25 protein-coding genes are annotated in these 26194 nt (G+C 59.0%); 6 read left to right on the forward strand and 19 right to left on the reverse strand.

The window, feature by feature from the left end; genetic code table 11:
• From AC1DRJ_RS05675 to rluD, 3 genes are all read right to left on the reverse strand, one after another.
• The coding region (locus AC1DRJ_RS05675; protein ID WP_477801237.1) for a Clp protease N-terminal domain-containing protein at positions 1-1456 on the reverse strand (1456 nt) is incomplete at its 3' end.
• A 125-nt stretch (positions 1457-1581) separates the two neighbouring features.
• Positions 1582-2307 carry a peptidoglycan editing factor PgeF gene (gene pgeF, locus AC1DRJ_RS05680; protein ID WP_477801238.1) on the reverse strand — a complete coding sequence of 242 codons (726 nt, stop codon included), beginning with the start codon at positions 2305-2307 and terminating at the stop codon, positions 1582-1584.
• A complete protein-coding gene (rluD, locus tag AC1DRJ_RS05685) occupies positions 2304-3266 on the reverse strand; it encodes a 23S rRNA pseudouridine(1911/1915/1917) synthase RluD (RefSeq protein ID WP_007942311.1) in 963 nt (320 codons plus the stop codon). Before rluD ends, pgeF begins: the two co-directional genes overlap by 4 nt.
• 151 nt (positions 3267-3417) lie before the next feature.
• Between rluD and AC1DRJ_RS05690 the strand changes: the two genes are divergently transcribed.
• The 4 genes from AC1DRJ_RS05690 (at position 3418) to AC1DRJ_RS05705 (ending at position 7718) form a co-directional block, all read left to right on the forward strand.
• On the forward strand, positions 3418-4440 hold the full coding sequence (locus AC1DRJ_RS05690) for an outer membrane protein assembly factor BamD (RefSeq protein ID WP_477801239.1): 1023 nt from the start codon (positions 3418-3420) through the stop codon (positions 4438-4440).
• Positions 4441-4562: 122 nt separating this feature from the next.
• A complete protein-coding gene (locus AC1DRJ_RS05695; RefSeq protein ID WP_477801240.1) occupies positions 4563-4796 on the forward strand; it encodes a PP0621 family protein in 234 nt (77 codons plus the stop codon).
• Positions 4786-6375, forward strand: a complete 1590-nt coding sequence (locus tag AC1DRJ_RS05700) for a sensor histidine kinase (RefSeq protein ID WP_477801256.1) — start codon at positions 4786-4788, stop codon at positions 6373-6375. Before AC1DRJ_RS05695 ends, AC1DRJ_RS05700 begins: the two co-directional genes overlap by 11 nt.
• Positions 6376-6377: 2 nt before the next feature.
• Entirely contained in the window at positions 6378-7718 is a 1341-nt protein-coding gene (locus AC1DRJ_RS05705) for a sigma-54-dependent transcriptional regulator (RefSeq protein ID WP_477801241.1), read from the forward strand.
• A gap of 108 nt (positions 7719-7826) precedes the next feature.
• Here the strand turns inward: AC1DRJ_RS05705 and thiO are convergent, their stop codons facing one another.
• From thiO to AC1DRJ_RS05740, 7 genes are read right to left on the reverse strand one after another with little or no spacing between them, the layout of a single operon-like run.
• Positions 7827-8927: a glycine oxidase ThiO gene (gene thiO, locus AC1DRJ_RS05710; protein ID WP_477801242.1), complete on the reverse strand. Its 1101-nt coding sequence runs from the start codon at positions 8925-8927 to the stop codon at positions 7827-7829.
• A 55-nt stretch (positions 8928-8982) separates the two neighbouring features.
• Positions 8983-9384, reverse strand: coding sequence for a type IV pilin protein (locus AC1DRJ_RS05715; protein WP_477801243.1), 402 nt, complete (start codon positions 9382-9384; stop codon positions 8983-8985).
• A 14-nt stretch (positions 9385-9398) separates the two neighbouring features.
• Positions 9399-12476: a pilus assembly protein gene (locus AC1DRJ_RS05720; RefSeq protein WP_477801244.1), complete on the reverse strand. Its 3078-nt coding sequence runs from the start codon at positions 12474-12476 to the stop codon at positions 9399-9401.
• The gene (locus AC1DRJ_RS05725; protein ID WP_477801245.1) at positions 12463-12933 is read right to left on the reverse strand and encodes a pilus assembly PilX family protein; all 471 of its coding nucleotides are present in this window, start codon (positions 12931-12933) and stop codon (positions 12463-12465) included. Before AC1DRJ_RS05725 ends, AC1DRJ_RS05720 begins: the two co-directional genes overlap by 14 nt.
• Positions 12930-13643: a PilW family protein gene (locus tag AC1DRJ_RS05730; RefSeq protein ID WP_477801246.1), complete on the reverse strand. Its 714-nt coding sequence runs from the start codon at positions 13641-13643 to the stop codon at positions 12930-12932. The genes AC1DRJ_RS05725 and AC1DRJ_RS05730 overlap by 4 nt, the downstream gene beginning before the upstream one ends.
• The gene (gene pilV / locus AC1DRJ_RS05735; RefSeq protein WP_477801247.1) at positions 13640-14089 is read right to left on the reverse strand and encodes a type IV pilus modification protein PilV; all 450 of its coding nucleotides are present in this window, start codon (positions 14087-14089) and stop codon (positions 13640-13642) included. The genes AC1DRJ_RS05730 and pilV overlap by 4 nt, the downstream gene beginning before the upstream one ends.
• Entirely contained in the window at positions 14086-14559 is a 474-nt protein-coding gene (locus AC1DRJ_RS05740) for a GspH/FimT family pseudopilin (protein ID WP_477801248.1), read from the reverse strand. The genes pilV and AC1DRJ_RS05740 overlap by 4 nt, the downstream gene beginning before the upstream one ends.
• A gap of 108 nt (positions 14560-14667) precedes the next feature.
• On the opposite strand from AC1DRJ_RS05740, the gene AC1DRJ_RS05745 reads away from it, so the two are divergent.
• Positions 14668-15186 carry a GspH/FimT family pseudopilin gene (locus tag AC1DRJ_RS05745; RefSeq protein ID WP_477801249.1) on the forward strand — a complete coding sequence of 173 codons (519 nt, stop codon included), beginning with the start codon at positions 14668-14670 and terminating at the stop codon, positions 15184-15186.
• Here the strand turns inward: AC1DRJ_RS05745 and ispH are convergent.
• The 6 genes from ispH to murJ all read right to left on the reverse strand — a co-directional run bounded on the left by ispH (position 15183) and on the right by murJ (position 22765).
• Complete coding sequence (gene ispH, locus AC1DRJ_RS05750) at positions 15183-16130, reverse strand: 4-hydroxy-3-methylbut-2-enyl diphosphate reductase (protein WP_477801250.1); 948 nt, start codon at positions 16128-16130, stop codon at positions 15183-15185. The genes AC1DRJ_RS05745 and ispH overlap by 4 nt on opposite strands.
• Positions 16131-16365: 235 nt before the next feature.
• Positions 16366-16803: an FKBP-type peptidyl-prolyl cis-trans isomerase gene (gene fkpB, locus AC1DRJ_RS05755; RefSeq protein WP_177333623.1), complete on the reverse strand. Its 438-nt coding sequence runs from the start codon at positions 16801-16803 to the stop codon at positions 16366-16368.
• A gap of 7 nt (positions 16804-16810) precedes the next feature.
• Positions 16811-17323 (reverse strand): signal peptidase II, encoded by a 513-nt coding sequence (lspA, locus tag AC1DRJ_RS05760; protein ID WP_477801251.1) that lies wholly within the window; start codon positions 17321-17323, stop codon positions 16811-16813.
• A complete protein-coding gene (ileS, locus tag AC1DRJ_RS05765; RefSeq protein WP_477801252.1) occupies positions 17316-20147 on the reverse strand; it encodes an isoleucine--tRNA ligase in 2832 nt (943 codons plus the stop codon). The genes lspA and ileS overlap by 8 nt, the downstream gene beginning before the upstream one ends.
• The gene (gene ribF / locus AC1DRJ_RS05770; protein WP_007942338.1) at positions 20148-21098 is read right to left on the reverse strand and encodes a bifunctional riboflavin kinase/FAD synthetase; all 951 of its coding nucleotides are present in this window, start codon (positions 21096-21098) and stop codon (positions 20148-20150) included.
• Positions 21099-21226: 128 nt separating this feature from the next.
• Positions 21227-22765: a murein biosynthesis integral membrane protein MurJ gene (gene murJ / locus AC1DRJ_RS05775; RefSeq protein WP_477801253.1), complete on the reverse strand. Its 1539-nt coding sequence runs from the start codon at positions 22763-22765 to the stop codon at positions 21227-21229.
• 252 nt (positions 22766-23017) lie between these two features.
• Here murJ and rpsT point away from each other — a divergent pair, with 252 nt between their 5' ends.
• Positions 23018-23296: a 30S ribosomal protein S20 gene (gene rpsT, locus AC1DRJ_RS05780; RefSeq protein ID WP_007942340.1), complete on the forward strand. Its 279-nt coding sequence runs from the start codon at positions 23018-23020 to the stop codon at positions 23294-23296.
• Positions 23297-23481: 185 nt separating this feature from the next.
• On the opposite strand, the gene AC1DRJ_RS05785 is transcribed toward rpsT, so the two are convergent.
• The 3 genes from AC1DRJ_RS05785 to cgtA all read right to left on the reverse strand — a co-directional run.
• Positions 23482-23946 (reverse strand): CreA family protein, encoded by a 465-nt coding sequence (locus AC1DRJ_RS05785; protein ID WP_477801254.1) that lies wholly within the window; start codon positions 23944-23946, stop codon positions 23482-23484.
• A 12-nt stretch (positions 23947-23958) separates the two neighbouring features.
• Complete coding sequence (proB, locus tag AC1DRJ_RS05790) at positions 23959-25077, reverse strand: glutamate 5-kinase (RefSeq protein WP_477801257.1); 1119 nt, start codon at positions 25075-25077, stop codon at positions 23959-23961.
• A 137-nt stretch (positions 25078-25214) separates the two neighbouring features.
• Positions 25215-26194, reverse strand: a 980-nt coding sequence (cgtA, locus tag AC1DRJ_RS05795; protein WP_477801255.1) for an Obg family GTPase CgtA, incomplete at its 5' end; no start/stop codon positions are given.

Here is a 26194-nt window from a genome sequence, read left to right on the forward strand (position 1 = left end):
GTTCCTGACGGGACTGTTCGATTTTCTGCTGGATCTGCGCAGAACCCTGAACTTCGGCTTTTTCCGCATTCCAGATTTCTTCGAGGTCCGAGTACTCACGCTCCAGGCGGACGATTTCTTCCTGGAGTTTTTCCAGGCGTTTGATCGCCGCTTCATCGCTTTCTTTTTTCAGCGCCTGAGATTCCACCTTCAACTGAATCAGGCGACGCTCCAGTCGGTCGAGCACTTCCGGCTTGGAGTCGATCTCCATCCGAATACGGCTGGCCGCTTCGTCGATCAGGTCAATGGCCTTGTCCGGCAACTGGCGATCAGTAATGTAGCGATGACTGAGCTTGRCCGCCGCGATGATTGCACCGTCGGTGATCGCCACCTTGTGGTGAACCTCGTAACGCTCTTTGAGGCCACGCAAAATCGCGATGGTGTCTTCTTCGCTCGGCTCGTCGACCAGGACTTTCTGGAAGCGCCGTTCGAGGGCTGCATCCTTCTCTATATATTGGCGGTACTCGTTGAGCGTGGTCGCGCCGACGCAATGCAGCTCACCGCGCGCCAGCGCAGGCTTGAGCATATTGCCCGCATCCATCGAGCCTTCGCCTTTACCGGCGCCGACCATGGTGTGCAGTTCGTCGATGAACAGAATGATCTGCCCTTCCTGCTTCGACAGCTCGTTGAGCAGCGATTTCAGGCGTTCTTCGAACTCACCGCGATACTTGGCACCGGCAATCAGCGCCCCCATGTCGAGGGACAGCAGGCGTTTGCCTTTCAGGCCATCCGGCACTTCGCCATTGATGATGCGCTGGGCCAGGCCCTCGGCGATGGCGGTTTTACCCACGCCAGGCTCACCGATCAGCACCGGGTTGTTCTTGGTACGACGTTGCAGGACCTGAATGGTCCGACGAATTTCGTCGTCACGACCGATCACCGGATCGAGCTTGCCGTCTTCGGCACGCTTGGTCAGGTCAACGGTGTATTTATCCAGCGCCTGGCGCGACTCCTCGTGGTTGGCATCGTTGACCGCTTCGCCGCCACGCAGGTTATTGATCGCGTTTTCCAGGGCTTTCTTGCTCACGCCCTGCCCCAGCAACAACTTGCCGAGCTTGCTGTTTTCGTCCATAGCAGCCAGCAGCACCAGTTCGCTGGAGATGAACTGGTCGCCCTTCTGCTGGGCCAGACGATCCGCCTGATTGAGCAGGCGCGCCAAGTCCTGCGACATGTTCACGTCGCCGGTCGGATTCTGGATTTTCGGCAGCTGGTCGAGCTCTTTGGTCAGCTCTTTACGCAGGCTGTTGACGTCGAAACCGACCTGCATCAGCAGAGGTTTGATCGAACCGCCCTGCTGTTCAAGCAGCGCCTGCATCAAATGCGCCGGCTCGATGCCGGGATGGTCGAGACCGACAGCCAGGGATTGGGCGTCGGATAGTGCTAACTGCAATTTGCTGGTTAAACGATCTATACGCATGGGTCACCTTCCTTTTGAGCAGGCCGGACCTATAAAACATCCTGAATGAAGAAACCTGCCAGATACCGTTATAGATGCGGTCGATTCTGAGAGTTTCAAGCGTCTTGATGTTGATGCAGATCAGTCTAGCGTTCGAGCCAGATGAGAGAGGCAAACCGACCAGTGCGCGGACTACGACGGTAAGAAAAGAAGCGGGGATCGGTTACGGTGCAGAAACCGCCACCATAGATAGCAGTGACGCCACGAGCCGCCAGATGCAAACGCGCCAGCTCATAGATGTCTGCCATGAATTTGCCAGCGTTTTGGCTCGGAACAAAGGCCTTGGCGGCTTCAGGCAATTGCTGAACGAAGGTTGCGCGCACTTCCGGGCCCACTTCAAAGGCTTGCGGACCAATGGCCGGACCGAGCCAGACGAGTACGTCTTCTGCCGGTACGGCCAACGTGTCGAGAGTCGCCTCCAGCACACCCGCCGCCAATCCACGCCAACCGGCATGCGCCGCGGCAACGCGGGTGCCAGCACGGTCGCAAAACAGCACCGGCAAGCAGTCGGCGGTCATCGCCGCGCAGGCAATACCGGGCGTGCTTGTCCAGCTAGCGTCTGCAGTGGCTACCAGGCTTGGGTCCGCGTGGGCCACGGCGATGCCGTGAACCTGTTGCAGCCAGGCCGGTTGAATAGAGAAATGATCGGTGAGACGACGGCGATTTTCGGCCACAGCTTCGGGGCTGTCGTCGACATGATCGCCGAGGTTGAGGCTGTCGAACGGCGCCAGACTGACGCCGCCCGCACGGGTGGTCACACAGGCTTTCACCCCGGCAGGCGCAGGCCAGTCGGGAATCAGCCAGTCACTCATCCGATGAACGCCTCACGGTCTTGCTTGAGCAGGGTCAGCAACCAGACGAAATCATCCGGCAACGGTGATTCCCAGCTCATGCGTTTACCGGTGGTCGGGTGATCCAGCTCCAGGAACCGTGCATGCAAGGCCTGACGCGGGAACGCCTTCAACGATTCGACCATGGTCACACTGGCTGCCGGCGGGATACGGAAGCGACCGCCGTAGGCAGGGTCTCCGACCAACGGGTAGTTGATGTGAGCCATGTGCACACGAATCTGGTGCGTACGACCGGTTTCCAGCTTCACCCGCACGTGAGTGTGGGAGCGGAAACGCTCGAGCACGCGGTAATGGCTGACGGCTTGCTTGCCACCTTCCATCACCGCCATGCGCTGGCGTTGCTGACCGTGACGACCGATGGGCGCGTTGATCTTGCCACCCGCCGTCACTACACCGATCACGATGCACTCGTAGATCCGGCTTACGCTGCGGCTCTGCAATTGAGTGACAAGCTGTGTCTGCGCTTGAATGGTCTTGGCCACCACCATCAAACCGGTGGTGTCCTTGTCCAGGCGATGCACGATACCGGCGCGGGGGACATTAATAATGTCCGGCACGTGGTGCAGCAAGGCGTTGAGCAAGGTGCCATCAGCGTGGCCGGCAGCCGGATGCACCACCAGACCCGCAGGTTTGTTGATTACCAGGATGTCGTCATCTTCATAGACGATGTCCAGTTCGATGTCTTGAGCGATCCATTCGCCCTGAGCTTCCTGCTCGGCGGTCAGTTCAAGAATGGCGCCACCGTGAACGATGTCTCGCGGGCGGATAACCGCCCCATCCACAGTCAGGCGGCCGTCTTTGATCCAGGCGGAAAGGCGCGAGCGCGAGTGCTCAGCGAATAATTGTGCGGCGACTTGATCGAGGCGTTGGCCGCCCAATTCGGACGGCACCTCTGCGCGGAGTTCAATTTTATCGGACATGCTCAGACTAGGCGTCGGCACAGCTTTTGGTTTCGGCTGCGCGCTTGTGGTTAAATACGGCGTCTTTTGCCCCGAGGCTATACAACGGGGCGCTCATCATAACAGGACGGCCACGCCCAAGACAGCGGCCGTCATAGGGACGCAAGCCGCCATGCAAGTGAAACACCTGCTGCTGATCGCCATCCTCGCATTGACCGCTGCTTGCTCATCGAAGGAAGTCGTAGACGAAAACCTTAGCGAAGTCGAGCTGTACCAGCAGGCTCAGCAAGATCTGGACAAGAGTAGCTACACCAGCGCCATTACCAAGCTGAAGGCTCTGGAATCGCGTTATCCGTTCGGTCGCTACGCTGATCAGGCTCAACTGGAGCTCATCTACGCGAACTACAAAAACACCGAGCCTGAAGCTGCCAAGTCGGCCGCCGAGCGTTTCATTCGCCTGCACCCGCAGCACCCGAATGTGGATTACGCCTACTATATGAAAGGTCTTACGTCCTTTGATCAGGATGTCGGCCTGCTGGCGCGTTTCCTGCCGCTGGACATGACCAAGCGTGATCCGGGTGCCGCTCGCGACTCCTTCAACGAGTTCGCCCAGCTGACCAGCCGCTTCCCGAACAGCCGCTACTCGCCGGACGCCAAGCAGCGCATGATTTACCTGCGCAACTTGCTGGCGGCCTACGAAATTCACGTTGGCCACTATTACCTGACCCGTCAGGCTTATGTTGCCGCCGCGAACCGTGGCCGTTACGTGGTGGAAAACTTCCAGGATACCCCGTCCGTCGGTGACGGCCTGGCGATCATGACTGAAGCCTACCAGCGTATGCATCTGGACGAACTGGCAGCTACCAGCCTCGAAACGCTGAAGCTCAACTACCCGACCAACCCAAGCCTGGAAGACGGTCAGTTCAAGCCTTCGGTCGCCGAAGCTGACAATCGTTCGTGGATGAGCAAGGCCACATTGGGCCTGATCGAGTCCCGTCCGCCGCTGCCGCCAGGCGAAACCCGCGCCAACCAGGACGTGCAGAGACAGTTCCAGGATGCCAAGGAAGCGATTCCGGCCGAACTGAAGCCTAAAGATGGAAGTGGCGCCGCAGTCGAAGAAGAGCAACAAGAGTCCGAAGGCAATAACAGCGACCGCTCGTGGTTCAGCTACATGACCTTTGGCGTGTTCGACTGACACCTCTGGTTGTACAAAAAGGAGCCTTGCGAGGCTCCTTTTTTGTGGGCGTGATGATTACGCTGTGCGCTCGGCATGACCTTGGCTAAACTGCTGTTTCACTCGCCATAAAGCTGCTCACCATGCTTCGTTTACTGTTCTGGATCGCCCTGATTGCCGCTGCGGTATGGTTCTGGCGCAAGTTCAAGGCTTCGACTTCAGCCCCCAAGTCCTCCGCCGAATTGGAGGCTGCCCCCATGGTCCGCTGCGCCCATTGCGGTGTTCACCTGCCCCGCGACCGCGCACTGAACCTTCAACAACAGTGGTATTGCAGCCAGGCTCACCTTGAGCAAGGCCCGGGCCCTAGTGGTCGCTGAGACGCTCAGTCCAAGCGACAAACAGGCTCAGCGGCTGCTGCGCCTTTACCACCTCTACCGCTTGAGCGTCGGCATCACCCTGGTGTTGTTGATGACCAGCAACCTCGACAACGGGTTGCTGGCGTTCGCCAATGACGAACTACTGCGCAGTGGCAGCTTGTTGTACCTGGTGCTGAATATTCTGCTGGTGGTGTTTCTGGGAAACACCCGACGGCCGGCACAGTTGTTCGGCCTCGCGCTGGCCGACGTCTTGCTGCTCTGCGGAGTGTTTTACGCCGCAGGTGGAGCGGCCAGCGGCATTGGCAATCTATTGATCGTGACAGTGGCCATCAGCAATACCCTGCTGCGTGGACGTACCGGCCTGTCCATTGCCGCAGTCGGCGCACTGGGCATCGTCGGTTTGAGTTTCCTCCTGAGCTTCAACCACCCGGCCAGCCCCAACGATTACCTGCAAGTCGGCACACTCGGCGCATTGTGTTTTGCCGCCGCATTGCTGGTGCAAGGCCTGACCCGGCGCCTGGAAGTCAGCGAGCACCTCGCCGAACAGCGGGCCAGCGAAGTGGTGGGACTCGAAGCGCTCAACGCGCTTATCCTGCAACGCATGCGCACGGGTATTCTGGTGCTCGACGAACAGCGGCGGGTGCAACTGGCCAATCACAGCGCCTTGATATTGCTGGGGCACAAAGCACTCGACGGACACCTGATCGATGACTTTGCGCCAACGCTGGTCGAGCGTCTTGAGCTGTGGTTCAACAATCCGACCTTGCGCCCGCAAAGCCTGAAAATCGAGAGCATCGGCCTGGAACTGCAGCCCAGCTTCATTTCCCTGAACCAAGGCCCTATCCACCAGACCCTGATTTTTCTCGAAGACCTCGCTCAGGTCGCACAACATGCACAGCAACTGAAACTCGCCGCACTCGGTCGACTGACGGCAGGTATTGCCCATGAAATACGCAATCCATTGGGTGCCATCAGTCATGCCGCGCAATTGCTGCGCGAATCTGAGGAACTCAACGGGGCAGATCGGCGTCTGACCCAGATTATTCAAGACCACTCTCAGCGAATGAATCGGGTTATCGAAAACGTCCTGCAGTTGTCCCGTCGCCAGCAAACCGTCCCGCAACGGCTCGATCTGAAGCCATCGCTGGAAAGGTTCGTCGCCGAAATCCGTGAAGCCGCGACCGAAGGTCAGCACATTCACCTGCGTATAGGGTCAGGCGATTTCAACACCTTGATGGACCCAATCCAGCTCACCCAGGTTCTGGACAATTTGTTGCGCAACGCCTGGCACCACAGCGCCCTGAATCACGACGTTGCCCAGGTCTGGCTAGAGTTGTTTGTCGATGCCGACAGCCAGTTGCCCACCCTCGAAGTCACGGACGACGGCCCCGGTGTGGCGCCGGACCAGCAAATACATTTGTTCGAGCCATTTTTTACCACCAGCAGCCAAGGCACAGGCCTGGGGCTGTATCTGTCCCGTGAGCTGTGCGAAAGCAATCAGGCCCGCCTAGACTTCAAACCACGCCAAGGCGGCGCCTGCTTTCGCATTACTTTTGCCCACGGACGGAAACAAAGTTGAACATGAGCCTACGGCCTAAAGTCCTGATCGTCGACGACGAACCGGATATCCGCGAACTCCTCGAAATCACCCTGGGACGGATGAAACTCGATACCTTCAGTGTCCGCAACCTGGGCGATGCCCAAGCCTTGTTGGCCCGGGAAACCTTCGATCTGTGCCTGACCGACATGCGCCTGCCCGACGGCACCGGCCTTGAGCTGGTGCAACACATCCAGCAGCGTTACGCGCAAGTGCCGGTGGCGATGATCACCGCCTACGGCAGCCTCGAAACAGCGATCAATGCACTCAAGGCCGGCGCCTTCGACTTCCTGACCAAACCGGTCGACCTCACTCGGTTGCGAGAACTGATCACCAGCGCTTTGCGCTTGCCTGCACCGGGCGAGGCCAGTACCGCCATTGATCGTCGGCTACTGGGCAACTCTTTGCCCATGCGCAGCCTGCGCAAACACATCGACAAACTCGCGCGCAGCCAGGCCCCGGTGTACATCAGCGGCGAATCCGGCAGTGGCAAGGAGTTAGTCGCAAGACTGATCCATGAGCAAGGACCGCGAGCCCAGCAACCCTTCGTCCCGGTCAACTGTGGGGCGATTCCGTCAGAGCTGATGGAAAGCGAGTTCTTCGGGCATCGCAAAGGCAGTTTCAGCGGCGCCATCGAAGACAAACCCGGACTGTTCCAGGCCGCCCATGGCGGTACTCTGTTTCTCGATGAAGTCGCGGATTTACCTTTGGCCATGCAGGTCAAACTGCTGCGCGCGATTCAGGAAAAAACGGTTCGCCGAGTTGGCGAACAACAGGAAACGGTGGTCGATGTGCGCATCCTTTGCGCCACTCACAAAGACCTTGATGCCGAAGTCTCTGCTGAACGATTTCGCCAGGATTTGTACTACCGCCTCAACGTGATCGAACTGCGGGTTCCCTCATTGCGCGAACGCCGTGACGACATCGAACCACTGGCCACTCATGTGCTCAAGCGCTTGGCCGCAGGCAGTGGCCAACCCGCTGCAACGCTCCACCCACTGGCCCTGGATGCGCTGAAAAAATACCGTTTCCCGGGCAATGTGCGGGAACTCGAGAACGTGCTTGAGCGGGCTCACACCTTGGGTGAAAACAAGCAGATTGAAGCCACTGATTTACGACTGGTCGACGGTAATTGCACGGCAGAAGGCGCGGTACCGGATCTGACGCAAATAGATAATCTTGAACATTATCTGGAAAACGTCGAACGCAAACTCCTCCTCCAGGCGCTGGAGGAAACTCGCTGGAACCGCACGGCGGCGGCTCAGCGGTTGAGTTTGTCGTTCAGGTCGATGCGTTACCGACTCAAGAAATTAGGCTTGGATTGAGGGCCCCTTCGCGAGCAGGCTCGCTCCCAAAGAGAATTTGCGTCGTTCACAGATCAACTGTGCGAGCCTGCTCGCGAAGCGATTTTCCAGGCACCAAAACTTCTGCGGCTAGATCCGCCCAATCGGTGCATACGGCGCAGGATCAATAATCGGTTCGCGCCCCAGCATCACATCGGCAAACAACTGACACGATGCCGGCGCCAGCACCAGCCCATTGCGGTAATGCCCGCAATTGAGCCATAGCCCGTCAAACCCTGGCACCTGGCCGATGTAAGGAATGCCCTCCGGTGAGCCCGGTCGCAACCCGGCCCAATGCCCGACCACTTCGGCATCCGCCAACGCCGGAATCAACTCCACCGCCGATGCCTTCAGGCTTTCCAGCGCCGAATCGGTCGGTGTCTTGTCGTAGCCTTCATGCTCCAGCGTACTGCCGATCAGAATGTGCCCGTCGCGCCGAGGAATCGCATAACGCCCCTTCGCCAGCACCATGCTCGGCAGAAAGTCTGCCGAGCACCTGTACAGAATCATTTGCCCTTTTACCGGTTCGACCGGCAGTTCCAGCCCCAGGTGCTTCAGTAAATCCCCGCTCCAGGCGCCGGCGGTCAGCACCACTTGATCACCCGCAATGGCACCCGTCGCAGTCTGCACACCCACGATTCGATCACCCTCACGAATGAACCCGCTGACTTCGCACTGCTCATGAATGGTTACATTCGGCAGCGCCAGCAAGGCAGCCTTCAGCGACTTCACCAGCCGTGGATTGCGCACATTGGCCACATCGGCCATGTAGACCGCCCGCGAAAAACCCGCGCCCAACACCGGCACCGCATCATGCGCCGCCGAGATATCCACAGCCCGCAGCGGACGATTCTCGCGCTCGGCCCAAGCCAGCGCTTCAGCCTCATCATCCAGATCCAGCCAGTACAAACCGGTGGTATGAACTTCAGGGTCAACCCCGGTCGCGGCGAACAGTCGCTCACCGAGCTGTGGATAAAAATCCTGGGACCAGTGCGCCAACGCAGTGACGGCCGGGCTGTAGCGCCATGGGTACAGCGGCGAAACAATCCCGCCCCCCGCCCAAGACGACTCCTGCCCGACGTTCGAACGATCCAGCAGCACAACGCTGTGCACTTCGGACGCGAGATTGAACGCCGTCAGCAGCCCAATCACGCCGCCGCCGACAATCACCACTTGCTGTTGCCTGGTCATGTTCAGATCCAACCGTTAAATAGACAGAGGGCGCAAATGACGCCCCAAAAGAAACTCAGCCGCCCCAGCAGTCCTTGGCGGTCAACCCGTCTGCCGCATTGACCATGCTTTTGACACCCGTATTGCTGAGGGTGAAATCCCCACACTTGTCGGTGGCCATGCTCGAGCCAGCCTTGCGCACCGCTGTCAGCAGGAAGGCCTGGTCAGTGAGGGTCGGGGTGATGGTGTAATAGTCATTGCCGGCGCTCAGGCCAGTGGCATTGGTGTAGACATTTTTCTGCGAGTAGAACCTTTCAAGAATCTGCGCCTGCTCCGATAACACCCCGGCAATTTCGCCGCGCCGGCCCTTGTTCAGGTATTCGGTGAAGCTCGGGGCGGCAATGGTGATGACGATCCCGATGATCGCAATCACGATCATGATTTCAATCAGGGTAAAACCTCGGTTGGATCTACGCATGCCTCAACTCTCACTTACTGTATTTGTCGCCACATGATGCGACGGCTGCCGCCGCCGGATTTTTCCACCAGCGTGGTGATACCGCCACTGGAATCGTTCACAATTTTTCGGGTTGCACCGTTGACGATGGCGTTCAGGGTCGGAATGCCACCGGTGAAATACACCCCGCTGGACACCGTGTCGGTACTGTCGACCACCCCATCGCCGTTGCTATCAAGTACCGCGTGGTTGAGCATCTTACCGCTGATTGCCTCTAGCTCGACCAGTTTGCCGGTACCGACGCTGGCACATGGGTCAGTGGTATCGACACTGGCCGTGGTGAAGATGATCCGCCCCAGCACCAGGCTGGCCTGACTGATCACTCGCTCACCGGTCAGCGCGTTGTTGTACACCAGCGGCAAGTACCAGCCCTTCTGCGCCGGGTAAGTCACGTCGTTCTGGCTGGTGGTGATGAATTGACCGGTGCTGCCCGAGACCACACCTGTCACCGCCTGAGCCTGCAAACTGGATATAGTGATCTGCCCCGATCCGCCATCTGCATCCCACACTGCATAAAACGCCTGTAGATCCTTGTTGGTCTTGTCGACGGTTTCGTTGAATTTACCGGTGCCGAAAAATACGTCCTTGCCGCCCAGTGAATTGTCCGCGAGCAATGGTTGTACGGTGATGGGCTGAGTGGCGCCGCCTGCAGTGGTAAACAGCGGCTTACCGGAAAATGCCACGCCCCAGCTTTCGGGCGACGTTGCGCTCAGATCGAACTTCCACAGCCGCCCCTTCAAATCGCCGCCATAGGCGGCCTGCACCACATTCTGCGAATTGACCTTCAGTTTTACCGACGACAAGCCATTCGTGGTTTCGGCGCTGTCGACCACGATTTTCTTGATCATCGAACCGTCACGCACATCCACCACGTACAACGCGGCGACTCCGGAGTTGCTGCCATAGCCGTTGGAAATAAACGCCGCCCATCGACCATCGGCCAAGCGTGCCACTTCCGGTCGGGCGTAGGCATAACCCAGATCATTGAAAACGTTCGCGGTACTGGATGTGACGGGTGCGGTGATTTCCCACTGTGCCTTGAACACGTTACCCGCGGAGGCGTCGAACAGTTGCAGCGCATAAAAGGTTTTGCCGCCGGCTCCGGTGCCGCCGATGGCGAGGGTTTTCCAGGCACCGTTGAGCTGGGCATCGAACACGCCCACTTGGCCGTCGACCAGATATTTGTGGCTTACACCGTTGATGTAGGTCGGATCAGCGATGACGTGCAGCGATGGCAGCACGCTGGAGGGCATGTAGGCATAACGCCGGACGCCGTTGGCGGCATTGATGATATTCACGAAGCCGTCGTTGGCGTTTACCACCAGACTCGAACTCATATTGGCGACTTTGGTATTCAGGTAGGTGCTGTAAGTGCTGTCTCCCGTCAGGTCGGAGGCGGTTTTATCCGACGGGGAAGCCAATACGAGCGGCGAGTTGATGATGTCGCCGAGCAACATGCTGCGCACCTTCAGCCCGGCTTTGTTGACGCCCTTGCTCCATTCCACCAGGTCGCTGCCGGTGATGCCGGTGGGCAGGTTTTGACTCAACGATGCCTGTTGCTCTGGGGAGAAACTGCTGTAGGTGAGCGTGACGGCGCCGTTGGTCAAGGTGTTCCAGGATTGATAAGTCGGCGCAGTGGCACCGGGGACGATGGTGGTGTCGGTGGTCCACTGCAGCGCCGAGGTGTCCACTGCGCCGACCGAGGTGAAACCGAAGGACTTGAGGGTGCCGCGCCAGTCTTTCGGGTCATAGCTGGTCTGGAAATAACGGGAGCCGCTGGCCAGGGTAGTGCCGCTGGTGACACCGCTCCCCCCGGAACCTGCCTTGGAGGTGTTGCTGCTCAACGCCGAAGACAATGCGCTGTTGAGCCCCTCGCTGTCGATCACTTGATAGTACTTGCCCTTCCCCGCCCTGGCTGCGTCCGACAACATCTGGTTCGCGGCGGTAAACCCCACGGTGTAGGTGTTCATGTTCTGTTTCGGGAAGTCCACCGCGTTCCAGCTTTTGCCCGCAGCGTCGGTGCCGGCGGTGCGCATATCGATGTCGAAGGCGAACCTGGCGATGTCGTCGAGGTAGAGAGTTCCACCTTTGCCGTCAATATCGTTGTTCACGCCTTCCCGGTTCGGCAGTCGAGTCCCCCCCAAAGGATCGGTGGTCGGGAAAGTCCGGTCAAACGTCGGCAAGCCATCGGTAATGACCACGCCATAATTTTTTTGACAGCGGTACTGGATCGGGCTGCTGTACGTAGTCGGTGTCGAGTTGTAGTACGGCGCCAGCCCTCGGAAGTACCGGGTAATTTCGTAATAAGTTTCCGCCAATGGCGTTTTGGCCCCGACACTCAAGCCGTTGATGGAGGCGATCAGGTTGTTGTAATTGTCATCGGCTTGAGACTGGGTAACGCTGCCGCTCACCGCCGACAGATCACTGATTGAGCGGGCGATGTTGCCGCCATTGCCCGAGTTGTTACTGTTGAGGGGATTGAAAGCCGCAAGCCCGATGCGCAAGCCTCGGTTGCTGCTGACCAGCGCCGTGGACACATTGCGCGCGACGTTCAAGCGGTAGTCGTTGGGGATCGAACCGTTGCTGAAGTCTCGGTTGTTGCCGTTGGCCAGTCCCACCAGGTAGGACAGGTAATCGCCGGAGTAGCGGGTATTTTGATTACCGACCGGGTCCGGCAGTTTCAGGCACAACGGCGCCGGACTGTTGTTGTAAAACGCGTAGGCCCCACCGGAACAACCGGACTGCGGCAGGCTGGAGAGGGCAATCGAATCACCGACGATGTCGCTCCCGCTCAAACACCGACCGCCGGAAAAATCACATTGTTTGGCAGGCGTGTGCCCGGTGACCGTCGAATCGAATCCGGCGGCATACATGATGCTGTTCATGCTGCCCGAATTGTCGATCAGCAACATCACGTTCGGTGCGACCACCGCTGCATTTAGTAACGGTGAGTTCGAAGGTGTGAAGGCATACGCCGGGGCCGCTAGATACAGTCCAGCCACCGCCCCACAAAACAGCCGCCAACCGATGACACGCCATTCAGTACTTCGCATAAATACTCTCCACGACGCTGCGTGAGTTGCCCGCGATGCCAACGGCGGTCACCCGGTAAAGCGTCGCCGAGGTATTACTCGGCACATTGACAGCGGTGAGTGTGGTGCCAATGTTCTGCACCCCGTAAAAGCCACTGCCGGAAGCGATCCACGTCACGCCAGAGTTGCCATTGCGGCCGGCGGCAGTGAGGGTCGTGGCCTCGGCCGGCGGTGCGCACTGGCTGCAAACCGGCAATGAATAAGTGTCGAGTTGTACTGCGCTTTCACCCACGCGCAACGCGGCTTCGGCGCCCTGGAACGACTGATTGCGCGAGCTCACGCTGCCGGCCATTTTTTCCTGCAGGGTGGCGTTCTGCATCGAAGACAAGCCAATCAATGTCAGCAATAGCAGAAACACCAAGCTGATCAACAGCGCCATACCGCGCTGAACGTGGGACGTCATGGCGGCCGCCCTCATGGCAAACGGTTGCGCAAGGCGGCAACCACGCTGAAGGTTTGCTTGTGTACCCGGTTGTTCGGGTCGGCGAGGGTCAGGCTTAGACGTACGCTGCGAATGCGCGCAGGGTCCGAGGGGCTGCTGCTGTAACTGGAGGCGGCCACATCGGTGGCCGAACTGGCGAGGCCGAAGCTCACGTTGAACGCCTCCACGTTATTCACCAGCACGTACTGGGTTGGCTTGCCGGCGCCAGCCCCCATCAACACCTGATTATTGCTGAAGCTGTAGATCAATCGCCGTATCGGAAACGCCAGAAACCCCGCTGCAGGTTTACGTTCTCCGGTGTACGCCGCCGCCGAGTTCCGACAGTCAGAAATGACCGTCCACGCCGGCGCTCCGCCCGCGCCGCCGACATCTGCCGTCACCAGGGTCAGCTTGTGGTTGGCGTTGTCCCAACTGATGGGCGTTATCTGGCTGGCGTTAAAATCACCTGCATCACTTGAGTCAGTGATGGTCCCCAGACAGCCAAACATGCCGACCATGCGGATTTCCTGAATCATCTTGCTCAACACAAATCGCGCGTCTTCCTGCATCCCGGCGGAGACGTTCTGGCTGACGTAGGTATTTTTAGCCGCGATAAAAATCTGCACCACGCCGAGTACCACAATCAGGCTCAACGCCAGCGCAATCAACAACTCGATCAAACCGAACCCTCGGATCGAGCGGCTCATGGCGTGGACACCGGGTCGACCGTGGCGCGACTGGTCAAGACGAAACTGCGGCGCGAGCTGGCGGTCTTGGCGGCGCGTGAGTCATCCCAGGTGATGGTGATGGTGTAGACCCGCTGGTTCAACGCCACGCTGCCGGTGGCCGTCGCGCCGCCGAAATTGACGATATTGGTGGTGAAGTCGTAGAGATCCTGATCGCGAGCGACACTCAAGTTGCCCGAGGTCGGCGGCGTGACGGTGTAGTCGGCAGCAGAATTGGCGCGGATGCGGTCCATCATGTCGTAGGCGATAAAACTGGCCTGACTGGTCATCCGTGAACTGTCGGTGTACTTGAGGGCATTGAGTTGAATCGCCGCGGCTCCCAAAAGCCCCACCGTCAGTATCAATAACGCAACCAAGACTTCGATCAGCGTCATGCCCTCCTGAGCACGCTTGCTCCATCCCCTCATCCGCAACTTCCACCCAATAGAATTCGTCCGTTCAAACACACATTCAGCGTCCTGCTTTGCATCCCCCGTACATAGTTGATGACGACGGTGGTAGACGGTGCCGATAAACCGCCCAAGTTGTTGAAGTCCAGCGCGGTCACTCCTGAGGTTAGCGTCAGGGTGGCGCCGCTGCTCATCGCTGGAACAACCCGCAATACATTGGCCGGTGTGCCAGTACCGCCATAGACCGTCAATTCGCCGGTCCAACCGCTGCCACCGGCTGTCGGGCGGACTCGAGTGGTGATGCCACGGTTGATGGCCTCCAGTCGGGCGAAATTGAGTCCACGCTGCAAGCCGCCGATTTCGGTATCGGTCCTGGTGGTTTGCACCGAACGAGTAAACGCCGGCACCGCCAAGGTGATCACAATCAGAAACACCGCGAGCGCGATCAACAACTCGATCAGCGTGAAACCTTTTGTACGATGATCCATCGGTGCCCTCGGTTGCCGTCGGCTATACCTGCCTTTACGCGCTAGAACATTCTGCCTACACCCCCGCAAGGATCGCGCGGGTCACAACACTCCAGGGAAGGAAATGCCATGCTTCAGCAAGGTTTCAGCCTGATCGAACTGCTTATGGGACTGGCGATTGCCGCAATTGTTCTGCTGTTGGTCAGTCCAGCGTTCGCAGCACTCACTGAATCAAACCATCGAGAGCAGGCGGCGCACGCGCTAGTCAGTGGAATACGCAACGCCAGAACCCTCGCAATCACACGCAACCAGGCGGTTGTGATTCACGGCATCAACGGGGATTGGAGTCAGGGTTGGCGGATCATTCTGGACATCAGCGGCAAAGGGCCGAAGGACAGCAGCAATCCGCTGCTGGTTGAACGCGCGAGCAACACGCGGGTGCCAATTGTCGGCAATTGGCCGGTCAGGCGTTACATTCGTTTCAGCGGGATAGGCGCACCAGAGATGCCCGAACGGGCCTTTCAAGCGGGAACACTGCACTTTTGTGCAGCCCGCGAACCCGTCAGCCAGCTCCAGGTGGTGCTGGCTGCGACAGGTCGCGTCAGCCTGCGCAGCGATAAAGCTGAGCAGGCTTTATGTCAGCGTTAAAGCAGCGAACGCACGCGCAGCTCTTTGGGCATGGAGAACGTGATGTTCTCCTCACGCCCGGCCAGCTCATCGGCCCCGGTGGCGCCCCACGCTTGCAGTTGCTGGATCACACCACGCACCAACACTTCAGGAGCAGAAGCTCCGGCGGTAATGCCGATACGCTCGACGCCGTCAAACCAGCTCTTTTGCAGGTCTTCGGCACCGTCGATCAAGTAAGCCGGGGTGGCCATGCGTTCGGCCAGCTCGCGCAAGCGATTGGAGTTGGAGCTGTTCGGGCTGCCGACCACCAGTACCACATCGCATTCGTCGGCCAGTTGCTTGACGGCGTCCTGACGGTTTTGCGTGGCATAGCAGATGTCGTCCTTGCGTGGACCGCCAATCGCCGGGAAGCGCTCACGCAGTGCGTCGATGACGCGGCTGGTGTCGTCCATGGACAGGGTGGTCTGGGTCACGAAGGCGAGTTTTTCCGGATTATGTACTTCCAACGCGGCGACGTCTTTCTCGTCTTCGACCAGGTAAATCGCGCCACCATTGCTGCCATCGTACTGGCCCATGGTGCCTTCGACTTCCGGGTGACCGGCGTGACCGATGAGGATGCATTCACGGCCATCGCGGCTGTAGCGCGCGACTTCTATGTGCACCTTGGTCACTAGCGGGCAGGTTGCGTCGAACACTTTTAGGCCTCGGCCGGCGGCTTCGGTACGCACAGCCTGGGAAACACCGTGGGCACTGAAGATCACGATGACATCGTCCGGCACCTGATCCAGTTCCTCGACGAAAATCGCCCCGCGAGCACGCAGGTCTTCGACGACGAATTTGTTGTGGACCACTTCGTGGCGCACATAGATCGGCGGCCCGAAGACTTCCAGGGCGCGGTTGACGATTTCGATCGCACGGTCCACACCGGCGCAGAAGCCACGGGGGTTGGCGAGTTTGATTTGCATGCTGTGCCTCGTGTCTTGCGCGCAAGAAATAGCGAAAACAGTGAAAACTGACTGTGGGAATGGGCTTGTTGTGGCGAGGGGGCTTGCCCCCGTTCGATTGCGCAGCAATCGTAAACCAGTCAACGCGAACTCATTCAGGATCGGGGTGGTTGGTATCAGGGGTGCTTCGCACCCCAACGGGGGCAAGCCCCCTAGCCACACAAGCCCCCTAGCCTCAAAGGCTCGCTCCCATACGTTACAACGATTTGACGTTGATGATCTCGACGTCAAAGGTCAATGTCTTGCCGGCCAGCGGGTGGTTGAAGTCGATGGTCACTTGCTCGTCATCGAATTCTTTCACCACGCCAGGCAGCTCAGTATTCGCCGCATCGTTGAAGATCACCAGCAGACCCGGCGACAGCTCCATGTCCTTGAACTGTGAACGCGGGATGATCTGTACGTTCTGCGGGTTCGGCTGGCCGAAAGCGTTTTCCGGCTGAATGGTCAGCGTACGCTTGTCGCCCGCCTTGAAGCCGAACAGTGCCGCTTCGAAACCTGGCAACAGGTTGCCGTCGCCGACCTTGAAGGTCGCCGGGGCTTTGTCGAAGGTGCTGTCGACGGTGTCGCCGTTCTCCAGGCGCAGTGCAAAGTGCAAGGTGACTTCCGTGTTCTGGCGGATGCGTTGTTCAGCCAATACCTGTTCAGTCATGAACGGATTCTCCGGTCTTCTTACTTTTGAACATATCCAGTGCCAGCATTACGGCACCCACCGTGATTGCGCTGTCGGCAACGTTGAACGCCGGGAACATCCAGCGGTTCTGCCAATGCACCAGAATAAAATCGATCACATGGCCCAGTGCAATGCGGTCATACAAGTTACCCAGCGCGCCACCCAGCACGAGTGCCAAGGCGACCGCCAGCCAGGTTTCGTTGCGCCCCAGACGCTTGAGCCACACCACCAGTACCGCACTGACTGCAATCGCGATCAGGGCAAATAACCAGCGTTGCCAGCCGGAGCTGTCGGCCAGGAAGCTGAACGCCGCGCCGGTGTTGTAGGCCAGGGTCCAACTGAACAAATCGGGGATCACCACGATTTGCTGGAACATCTCGAGCCTGTCTTCAAAGTAGAACTTGCTGACCTGGTCGATGACCAGGACCAGCAAACTCAACCAGAGCCAGCTCAGCCGTCCGAAACGGCCAGCGGCGTTAGGCATAGTGACGTACCTCGCCGGCACCGCTGATGTTGTCGACGCAACGACCGCAGATTTCCGGATGCTCCGGGTTCACGCCGACGTCTTCACGGCAGTGCCAGCAACGGGCGCACTTGGCGTAGCTTGACTTGACCACTTGCAGCTTCAAACCGCTGACTTCGGTGACTACCGCGTCCTGTGGTGCCTGAACAAAAGGCGCGACGGTCGCGGTCGAAGTGATCAGCACGAAGCGCAGTTCGTTGCTCAGCTTGGCCAGGTCGGCGCTCAGCGCTTCTTCGGCGAACAGCGTCACTTCGGCTTGCAGGTTGCCACCGACGGCCTTGGCCGCGCGCTGGATTTCCATTTCCTTGTTGACGGCTACTTTCACGGCCATGATCCGCTCCCAGTAGGCGCGGTCCAGCTCGACACCTTCCGGTAGCTCGGTCAAACCTTCGTACCAGGTGTTGAGCATCACCGATTCGTTGCGCTCGCCCGGCAGGTATTCCCACAGTTCGTCAGCGGTAAACGCGAGGATCGGCGCGATCCAGCGCACCAGCGCTTCGGAGATGTGATACAGCGCGGTTTGCGCCGAACGGCGGGCCTTGCTGTTGGCACCAGTGGTGTACTGACGGTCCTTGATGATGTCGAGGTAGAAACCGCCTAGCTCCTGCACGCAGAAGTTGTGGATCTTGGAATAGACGTTCCAGAAGCGGTATTCGCCGTAATGCTCTTGCAGCTCACGTTGCAGCAGCAACGTGCGGTCCACGGCCCAACGGTCCAGCGCGAGCATGTCTTCAGCCGGCAGGATGTCGGTGGCCGGGTTGAAACCGGTCAGGTTCGAGAGCAGGAAGCGCGCAGTGTTACGGATACGCCGGTAGGCGTCCGCGCTGCGTTGCAGGATCTGATCGGAAACTGCCATTTCACCGGAGTAATCGGTGGAAGCCACCCACAGACGCATGATGTCGGCGCCCAGGGTGTCGTTGACCTTTTGCGGTGCAATCACGTTGCCCAGCGATTTGGACATCTTGCGACCGGACTCATCAACGGTGAAGCCGTGAGTCAGCAGCTCGCGGTACGGTGCGTGGTTGTCGATGGCGCAACCGGTCAGCAAGGACGAGTGGAACCAGCCACGGTGTTGGTCCGAGYCTTCCAGGTACAGGTCGGCGCGTGGACCGGTTTCGTGGCCCATCGGGTGCGAACCGCGCAGGACGTGCCAGTGCGTGGTGCCCGAGTCGAACCAGACGTCCAGGGTGTCGCTGATCTTGTCGTACTGCGGCGCTTCATCACCCAGCAGTTCGGCGGCGTCCATCTTGAACCAGGCTTCGATGCCTTCGACTTCGACGCGCTTGGCGACTTCTTCCATCAGCTCGGCGGTGCGTGGGTGCAGTTCGCCGCTTTCCTTGTTCAGGAAGAACGGGATCGGCACGCCCCAGTTGCGCTGACGGGAGATGCACCAGTCCGGACGGTTGGCGATCATCGAGTGCAGGCGCGCCTGGCCCCAGGCCGGGACGAACCTGGTTTCTTCGATGGCTTTGATCGCACGCTTGCGCAGGGTTTCGCCAGTCACAGGCTCTTTGTCCATGCCGATGAACCACTGCGCGGTGGCGCGGTAGATCAACGGGGTCTTGTGACGCCAGCAGTGCATGTAGCTGTGTTCGATGATGGTGGTGTGCAGCAGCGCACCGACTTCAGTCAGCTTGTCGACGATGGCCGGGTTGGCCTTCCAGATGAACTGGCCGCCAAAGAACTCCAGCGACGTCGCGTAAACACCGTTGCTTTGCACCGGATTGAGGATGTCGTCGTTGACCATGCCGTACTTCTTGCAGGTCACGAAGTCGTCCACGCCGTAGGCCGGAGCGGAGTGAACCACGCCCGTGCCGGCGCCCAGTTCAACGTACTCGGCCAGGTAAACCGGCGACAGGCGATCGTAGAACGGGTGACGGAAATTGATCAGTTCCAGTTCTTTACCAGTGGTGGTCGCGATGACCGAACCTTTCAGGCTRTAACGCGCCAGGCACGACTCGACCAGCTCTTCAGCCAGCACCAGCAGTTTGTCGCCGACATCGACCAGGGCGTAATTGAATTCCGGGTGAACGTTCAGCGCCTGGTTGGCCGGGATGGTCCACGGGGTGGTGGTCCAGATCACGATCGAAGCCGGTTTGGCCATCGATGGCAGACCGAAAGCGGCGGCCAGTCTGGCTTCGTCGGCAATCGGGAAAGCTACGTCGATGGTCGAGGACTTCTTGTTCTCGTACTCGACTTCCGCTTCAGCCAGGGCCGAACCGCAGTCGAAGCACCAGTTCACAGGCTTGAGGCCCTTGAATACGAAACCGCCCTTGACGATTTCAGCCAAGGCGCGGATTTCACCGGCTTCGTTTTTGAAGTCCATGGTCTTGTACGGGTTGGCGAAATCGCCCAACACGCCCAGACGGATGAATTCGGATTTCTGGCCTTCGATCTGCTCGGTGGCGTAGGCACGGCACAGTTCGCGGGTCTTGTCCGCGCCCAGGTTCTTGCCGTGGGTCACTTCGACTTTGTGCTCGATCGGCAGACCGTGGCAGTCCCAGCCCGGCACATAAGGCGCGTCGAAACCGGACAGGGTCTTCGAGCGGATGATCATGTCCTTGAGAATCTTGTTCAGCGCATGACCGATGTGAATCGTGCCGTTGGCGTACGGAGGACCGTCGTGCAGGACGAACTTCGGACGATCCTTGCCAATCTCGCGCAACTTACCGTACAGGCCAATGCTGTCCCAGCGCTGCAGAATCTGCGGTTCGCGCTGAGGCAGGCCGGCCTTCATTGGGAAGGCGGTGTCCGGAAGGTTTAGCGTGGCTTTATAGTCGGTCATTTAAGGCTCTTCATTAGCGATTGGCGCTAGGTGCGACAGGGCACGGGCGGCGGCGACATCCGCATTGATCGCCGTCTTAAGCGCCTCCAGAGAGGCGAAACGCTGCTCTTCACGCAGCTTGTGGTGGAAGACCACCGTCAAACGCCGGTCATACAGATCGCCGGCAAAATCTAAAAGATGCACTTCGAGGTGGGCTTTGCCATCACCTTGAACCGTTGGCCGCACGCCGATATTGGCGACGCCTGGCCAGGTTTTGCCGTCGATGTCGACGTTGACCAGGTAAACCCCGGACAGCGGCACGCGACGGCGCTTGAGTTGTATGTTGGCCGTGGGCGTACCCAACTGGCGCGCCAGCTTCTGGCCGTGCAGCACCCGCCCGGTAATCTGGAACGGCCGCCCAAGCAGTCGCTCGGCCAGGGCGAAATCAGCAGCGGCCAGCGCATTACGAACCTGGGTGCTGCTGACCCGGATGCCGTCCAGCTCGACGGTTTGCGCCGCTTCGACGGTAAAGCCCTGAACAATGCCGGCTTGTAGCAGGAAATCGAAATCTCCTACGCGGTCACAGCCGAAGCGGAAGTCGTCACCGACCTCAAGGTGCTGCACGCCAAGGCCGTCCACCAGAATGGTATCAACGAATTCGCTGGCACTGAGCTTGCTCAGCCGCTGGTTGAAGGCCAGGCACAGGACGCGGTCGACACCTTCGTCGGCCAGCAGCTGCAGTTTGTCCCGCAGCCGGGCCAGACGGGCCGGGGCCGTGTCCGGGGCAAAGAATTCGCGCGGCTGTGGCTCAAAAATCACCACGCAGCTGGGCACGCCCAACTCGAGCGCACGTTCACGCAGCCGCGCCAGGATAGCCTGGTGACCACGGTGAACACCGTCAAAGTTGCCAATGGTGGCGACACAGCCCCGATGCTGGGGGCGCAGATTTTGGAGGCCTCGAACCAGCTGCATAACGCGCTTCTTGCTCATAAAGTGGTCGATTATAACCACACCCGGCGGCCGACGACAGGCAACACCGTAACCAAAGTGATCGAGCCGACAAAACCACCGGCTCGCCCGTGTTTATCGAGGTCGAAACCTCAACTCAGTGCCTTGCGATTGAAGTCGCGCAAACGGAAGCCCATCAACAGCAACATCCCGAAGTAAGAGACGATGCCGGCCGCGACCAAAGCGCCAAGGCGCAGGAACCGCTCCAGCATATGCCCCTKGCCCCAGGCCGGCATGAAGTGCATCCCGACCAGCAGCACCGCAGACATCACCAACACAGCGATAACGAGCTTGGCGCCGAACTTCGCCCAGCCCGGTTGCGGCTGGTACATCTGCTGCTTGCGCAACTGATAGAACAACAATCCGGCGTTGAGACAGGCACCCGCGCTGATGGCCAGGGCCAGACCGGCGTGGGCCAGTGGACCGATCAGCATCAGGTTGAACAACTGGGTCACCACAAGGGTGAAAATTGCAATTTTTACCGGAGTGCGGATGTTTTGTTGCGCATAAAATCCCGGCGCCAGCACTTTGATCACGATAATGCCCAGCAAACCGACTGAATATGCGATCAATGCCCGCTGCGTCATTGACGCATCAAAGGCGCTGAACTCGCCGTACTGGAACAACGAGACGGTCAACGGCTCGGCCAGAATCCCCAGCGCCAGCGAACACGGCAACACCAGGACGAAGCACAGGCGCAGGCCCCAATCGAGGATGCGCGAATATTCGTGACGATCCTTGCTGGCGTAGGTTTTGGCCAGTGTCGGCAACAAAATCGTGCCCAACGCCACGCCCAGCACGCCGGACGGCAATTCCATCAGACGGTCGGCGTAGTACATCCAGGACACCGAACCAGCCACCAGAAAGGACGCGAAGATGGTGTTGATGATCAGCGAAATCTGGCTCACGGACACACCGAGAATCGCCGGCAGCATCTGCTTCATGACCCGCCAGACGCCGCTGTCACGCAGGTTCAGGCGTGGCAACACCAGCATGCCGATCTTTTTCAGGTGCGGCAGCTGATAGAGCAACTGCGCCAGGCCACCTACCAGAACCGCCCAGCCCAACGCCATGACCGGCGGATCGAAATACGGGGTCAGGAATAGCGAAAAGATGATCATGCTGACATTCAGCAGGGTCGGCACGAAGGCCGGGACGGAAAACCGGTTGTAAGTATTGAGAACCGCGCCGGCCAGTGACGACAGGGAGATCAGCAATATGTAGGGAAAGGTCACCCGCAACAGACTGGAGGTCAGTTCGAATTTTTCCGGTGTATCGGTAAAACCCGGCGCGGTCGCCCAGATGACCCAAGGTGCAGCAATCATCCCCAATACCGTAACCAGCGCCAGCACCAGCGTCAGCAGGCCCGAGACGTAGGCAACAAACGTTCGTGTCGCCTCCTCACCCTTCTGGCTTTTGTATTCGGCCAGAATCGGTACGAAAGCCTGGGAAAACGCCCCCTCGGCGAAGATCCGACGCAACAGATTGGGCAATTTGAAGGCGATAAAGAAGGCGTCCGTCGCCATCCCGGCACCAAATGCACGTGCGATTAGCGTGTCACGAACAAACCCCAAAACCCGGGAAAGCATCGTGATAGAGCTGACAGCGGCCAACGATTTGAGCAGATTCATTGAAAGAGTTTGTGCCTGTCGATAAACAGCAGGCGAACAAAGCGCCTACTTATGCGATACTCCGCGCCGCAGCAGCACAGAGCCAAAGCTCGCGAGTTTACAGGTCAAGCGCCGGAAATAAATATCCCGCCTCTTTATACCTACCACTTAGCGGAACGTCTCAACCGCCCTTGACAAGACATCAACTCATCGGCATGATTCGCGGCCTATTTTGTTTGCTATTTCCTAAAAAGTCTTTCGAGGAGCTCGACGGTGGCCAACACACCTTCCGCCAAAAAACGTGCAAAACAGGCTGAGAAGCGTCGCAGCCACAACGCCAGCCTGCGTTCCATGGTTCGTACCTACATCAAGAATGTAGTTAAAGCCATCGACGCAAAAGACGCTGCTAAAGCTCAAGCTGCTTACGTTCTGGCCGTGCCAGTTATCGACCGTATGGCCGATAAAGGCATCATCCACAAGAACAAGGCTGCTCGTCATAAGAGCCGCCTGAACGGTCACGTCAAGGCTCTGAACCTTGCTGTTGCCGCTTAAGCGATAAGCTTGTTGAAAAACCGACCTTCGGGTCGGTTTTTTATTGCCTGCGATTTGGCAAAAACACCGCAAAAAAAATGTGGGAGCGGGCTTGCTCGCGAAGGCGGTGTGTCAGGCGACTTTAATGTCATCTGATACTCCCTCTTCGCGAGCAAGCCCGCTCCCACATCTCGAGTTGCGTTAGCTTATTGAGCGTGCGCCCACGGCAGGATCGGGATTGCTGTCACCGCATTCTGCGGGCTGCCTTCGATCAACCGGTCGCTGTAGACCAGGTACACCAGCGTATTGCGCTTCTTGTCGAGGAAACGCACCACCTGCATGGTCTTGAACACCAGCGACGTGCGCTCCTTGAACACCTCATCACCGTCCTTCRGCTCACCCTTGAAGCTAATGGGCCCGACCTGACGACAGGCGATAGACGCCTCGGCGCGATCTTCAGCCAACCCCAAACCACCTTTAACGCCGCCAGTCTTGGCGCGTGACAAGTAGCACGTCACGCCATCGACCTTCGGATCATCAAACGCCTCGACGACGATACGGTCGTTCGGGCCGACGAATTTGAACACTGTTGATACCTGGCCAATTTCCTCAGCTGAAGCAAGCAGCGGCATTGCCAGCAACAGACCCAATAATCCTTTTGCCATTCGCATTCAGGTATTCCCTCAGACCAGAATCAAGTTATCGCGGTGAACCAGTTCCGGTTCAGCCATGTAACCCAACAGACCGACAATCGCCTCAGACGACTGACCGATGATTTTTTGCGCTTCCAGCGCGCTGTAGTTAGCCAGGCCGCGGGCGATTTCGCGACCATCCGGCGCGACGCAGACCACCATCTCGCCGCGACGGAAGCTGCCCTGGACCAGCTTGACGCCCACCGGCAGCAAACTTTTATGATCCTGCACCAGCGCTTTCACCGCACCTCCATCCAGCACCAGCGTGCCACGGGTTTGCAAATGCCCGGCCAGCCACTGCTTGCGCGCCGCCAGCATGCCACGCTCAGGCGAGAGCAACGTGCCGATGCGCTCACCCGCCTTCAGGCGATCCAGCACACGCTCAATGCGCCCGCCAACGATGATGGTGTGCGCCCCGGAGCGGGCCGCCAGACGCGCAGCACGCAATTTGGTCTGCATACCGCCACGCCCCAACGCACCACCGGTACCGCCCGCCACTGCATCCAGCGCCGGATCATCGGCGCGCGCCTCGTAAATCAGATTGGCATCGGGGTTGTTGCGCGGATCAGCGTCGAACATGCCATCGCGATCCGTGAGGATCACCAGCAAATCAGCCTCAACCAGGTTGGCCACCAGCGCGGCCAGCGTGTCGTTGTCGCCGAAACGGATTTCGTCCGTCACCACAGTGTCGTTTTCGTTGATCACCGGGATCACTTTCAACTCAACCAAGGCACGCAAGGTGCTGCGGGCGTTCAGGTAACGCTTGCGGTCGGACAAGTCATCATGCGTCAGGAGAATCTGCGCCGTGTGCCGGCCATGCTCGGCAAAGCTCGACTCCCAAGCCTGTACCAACCCCATCTGACCGATGGCGGCAGCGGCCTGCAACTCGTGCATCGCGCTGGGTCGCACAGTCCAGCCCAAGCGACTCATGCCTGCAGCCACCGCCCCGGAAGATACCAACACGAGCTCGACGCCAGCCTCATGCAAGGCCACCATCTGCTCGACCCAGACACCCATTGCTGCGCGATCCAGGCCCTTGCCGTCCGCCGTCAGCAAAGCGCTGCCGATCTTCACGACCCAACGCTGCGCACCTGTCACCTTGCTCCGCATCATCTTCAACCTTAGCTTGAGGACAGCGCGACCTGGCACTGCCCGTGACGTTATTCGTGGTTATTCGTGACCAACTACCGATTTCCAGATACTAAAACGCCGCTCTATTGAGCGGCGCTTAAGTTTATCGCAACGAATCAGTCACGCACGTAAATGATTTCCGGACCGTCTTCGTCATCCACATCTTCTTCATCCCAATCATCGTCGCCGATGTCATGGACCGACTTCACGCCGCTACGGCGCAGGGCACGCTGGTCATCCAGGGCCTGCAGCTGAGCACGGGCTTCGTCTTCGATACGCTGATCGAGCTCAGCCAACTCTTCCTTGTAGGCCGGGTCAGCAGCCAGGCGATCAGCACGATCTTCCATGTAACGCATGATGTCGTGACACAGACGCTCGGTGCCGAGTTTGGAGATGGCCGAGATCACGTAAACCGGGCCAGTCCATTCCAGGCGATCGACGATCTCCTTGACGCGAGCGTCGTGCTCTTCTTCAAGGATTTGGTCACACTTGTTCAGCACTAGCCAGCGATCACGCTCTGCCAGGGACGGGCTGAACTTGGTCAGCTCGCTGACGATCACTTCTGCAGCATCCGGTGCACTGGCGTCATCCAGCGGCGCCATGTCTACGAGGTGCAGCAGCAAGCGGGTACGCGACAAGTGCTTGAGGAAGCGAATCCCCAGGCCGGCACCATCGGAAGCGCCTTCGATCAGGCCCGGAATGTCCGCAACCACGAAGCTCTTCCAGCGATCGACGCTGACCACACCCAGGTTCGGCACCAAGGTGGTGAACGGGTAGTCGGCAACTTTCGGCTTGGCAGCCGATACCGAGCGGATAAACGTACTCTTACCAGCATTCGGCAAGCCCAGCAGACCAACGTCAGCCAGCACTTTCATTTCCAGCTTGAGGTCACGCGCCTCACCCGGCTTACCCGGAGTGGTCTGACGCGGAGCGCGGTTGGTACTGGATTTGAAACGCGTGTTACCCAGACCGTGCCAACCACCATGAGCCACCAGCAGCTTTTGGCCGGCCTTGGTCAGGTCGCCGATCACTTCTTGAGTGGCCGCGTCGATGACAGTGGTGCCGACCGGTACGCGCAACACCAGCTCTTCACCTT

Source organism: Pseudomonas sp. P5_B2 (genome assembly GCF_056400445.1).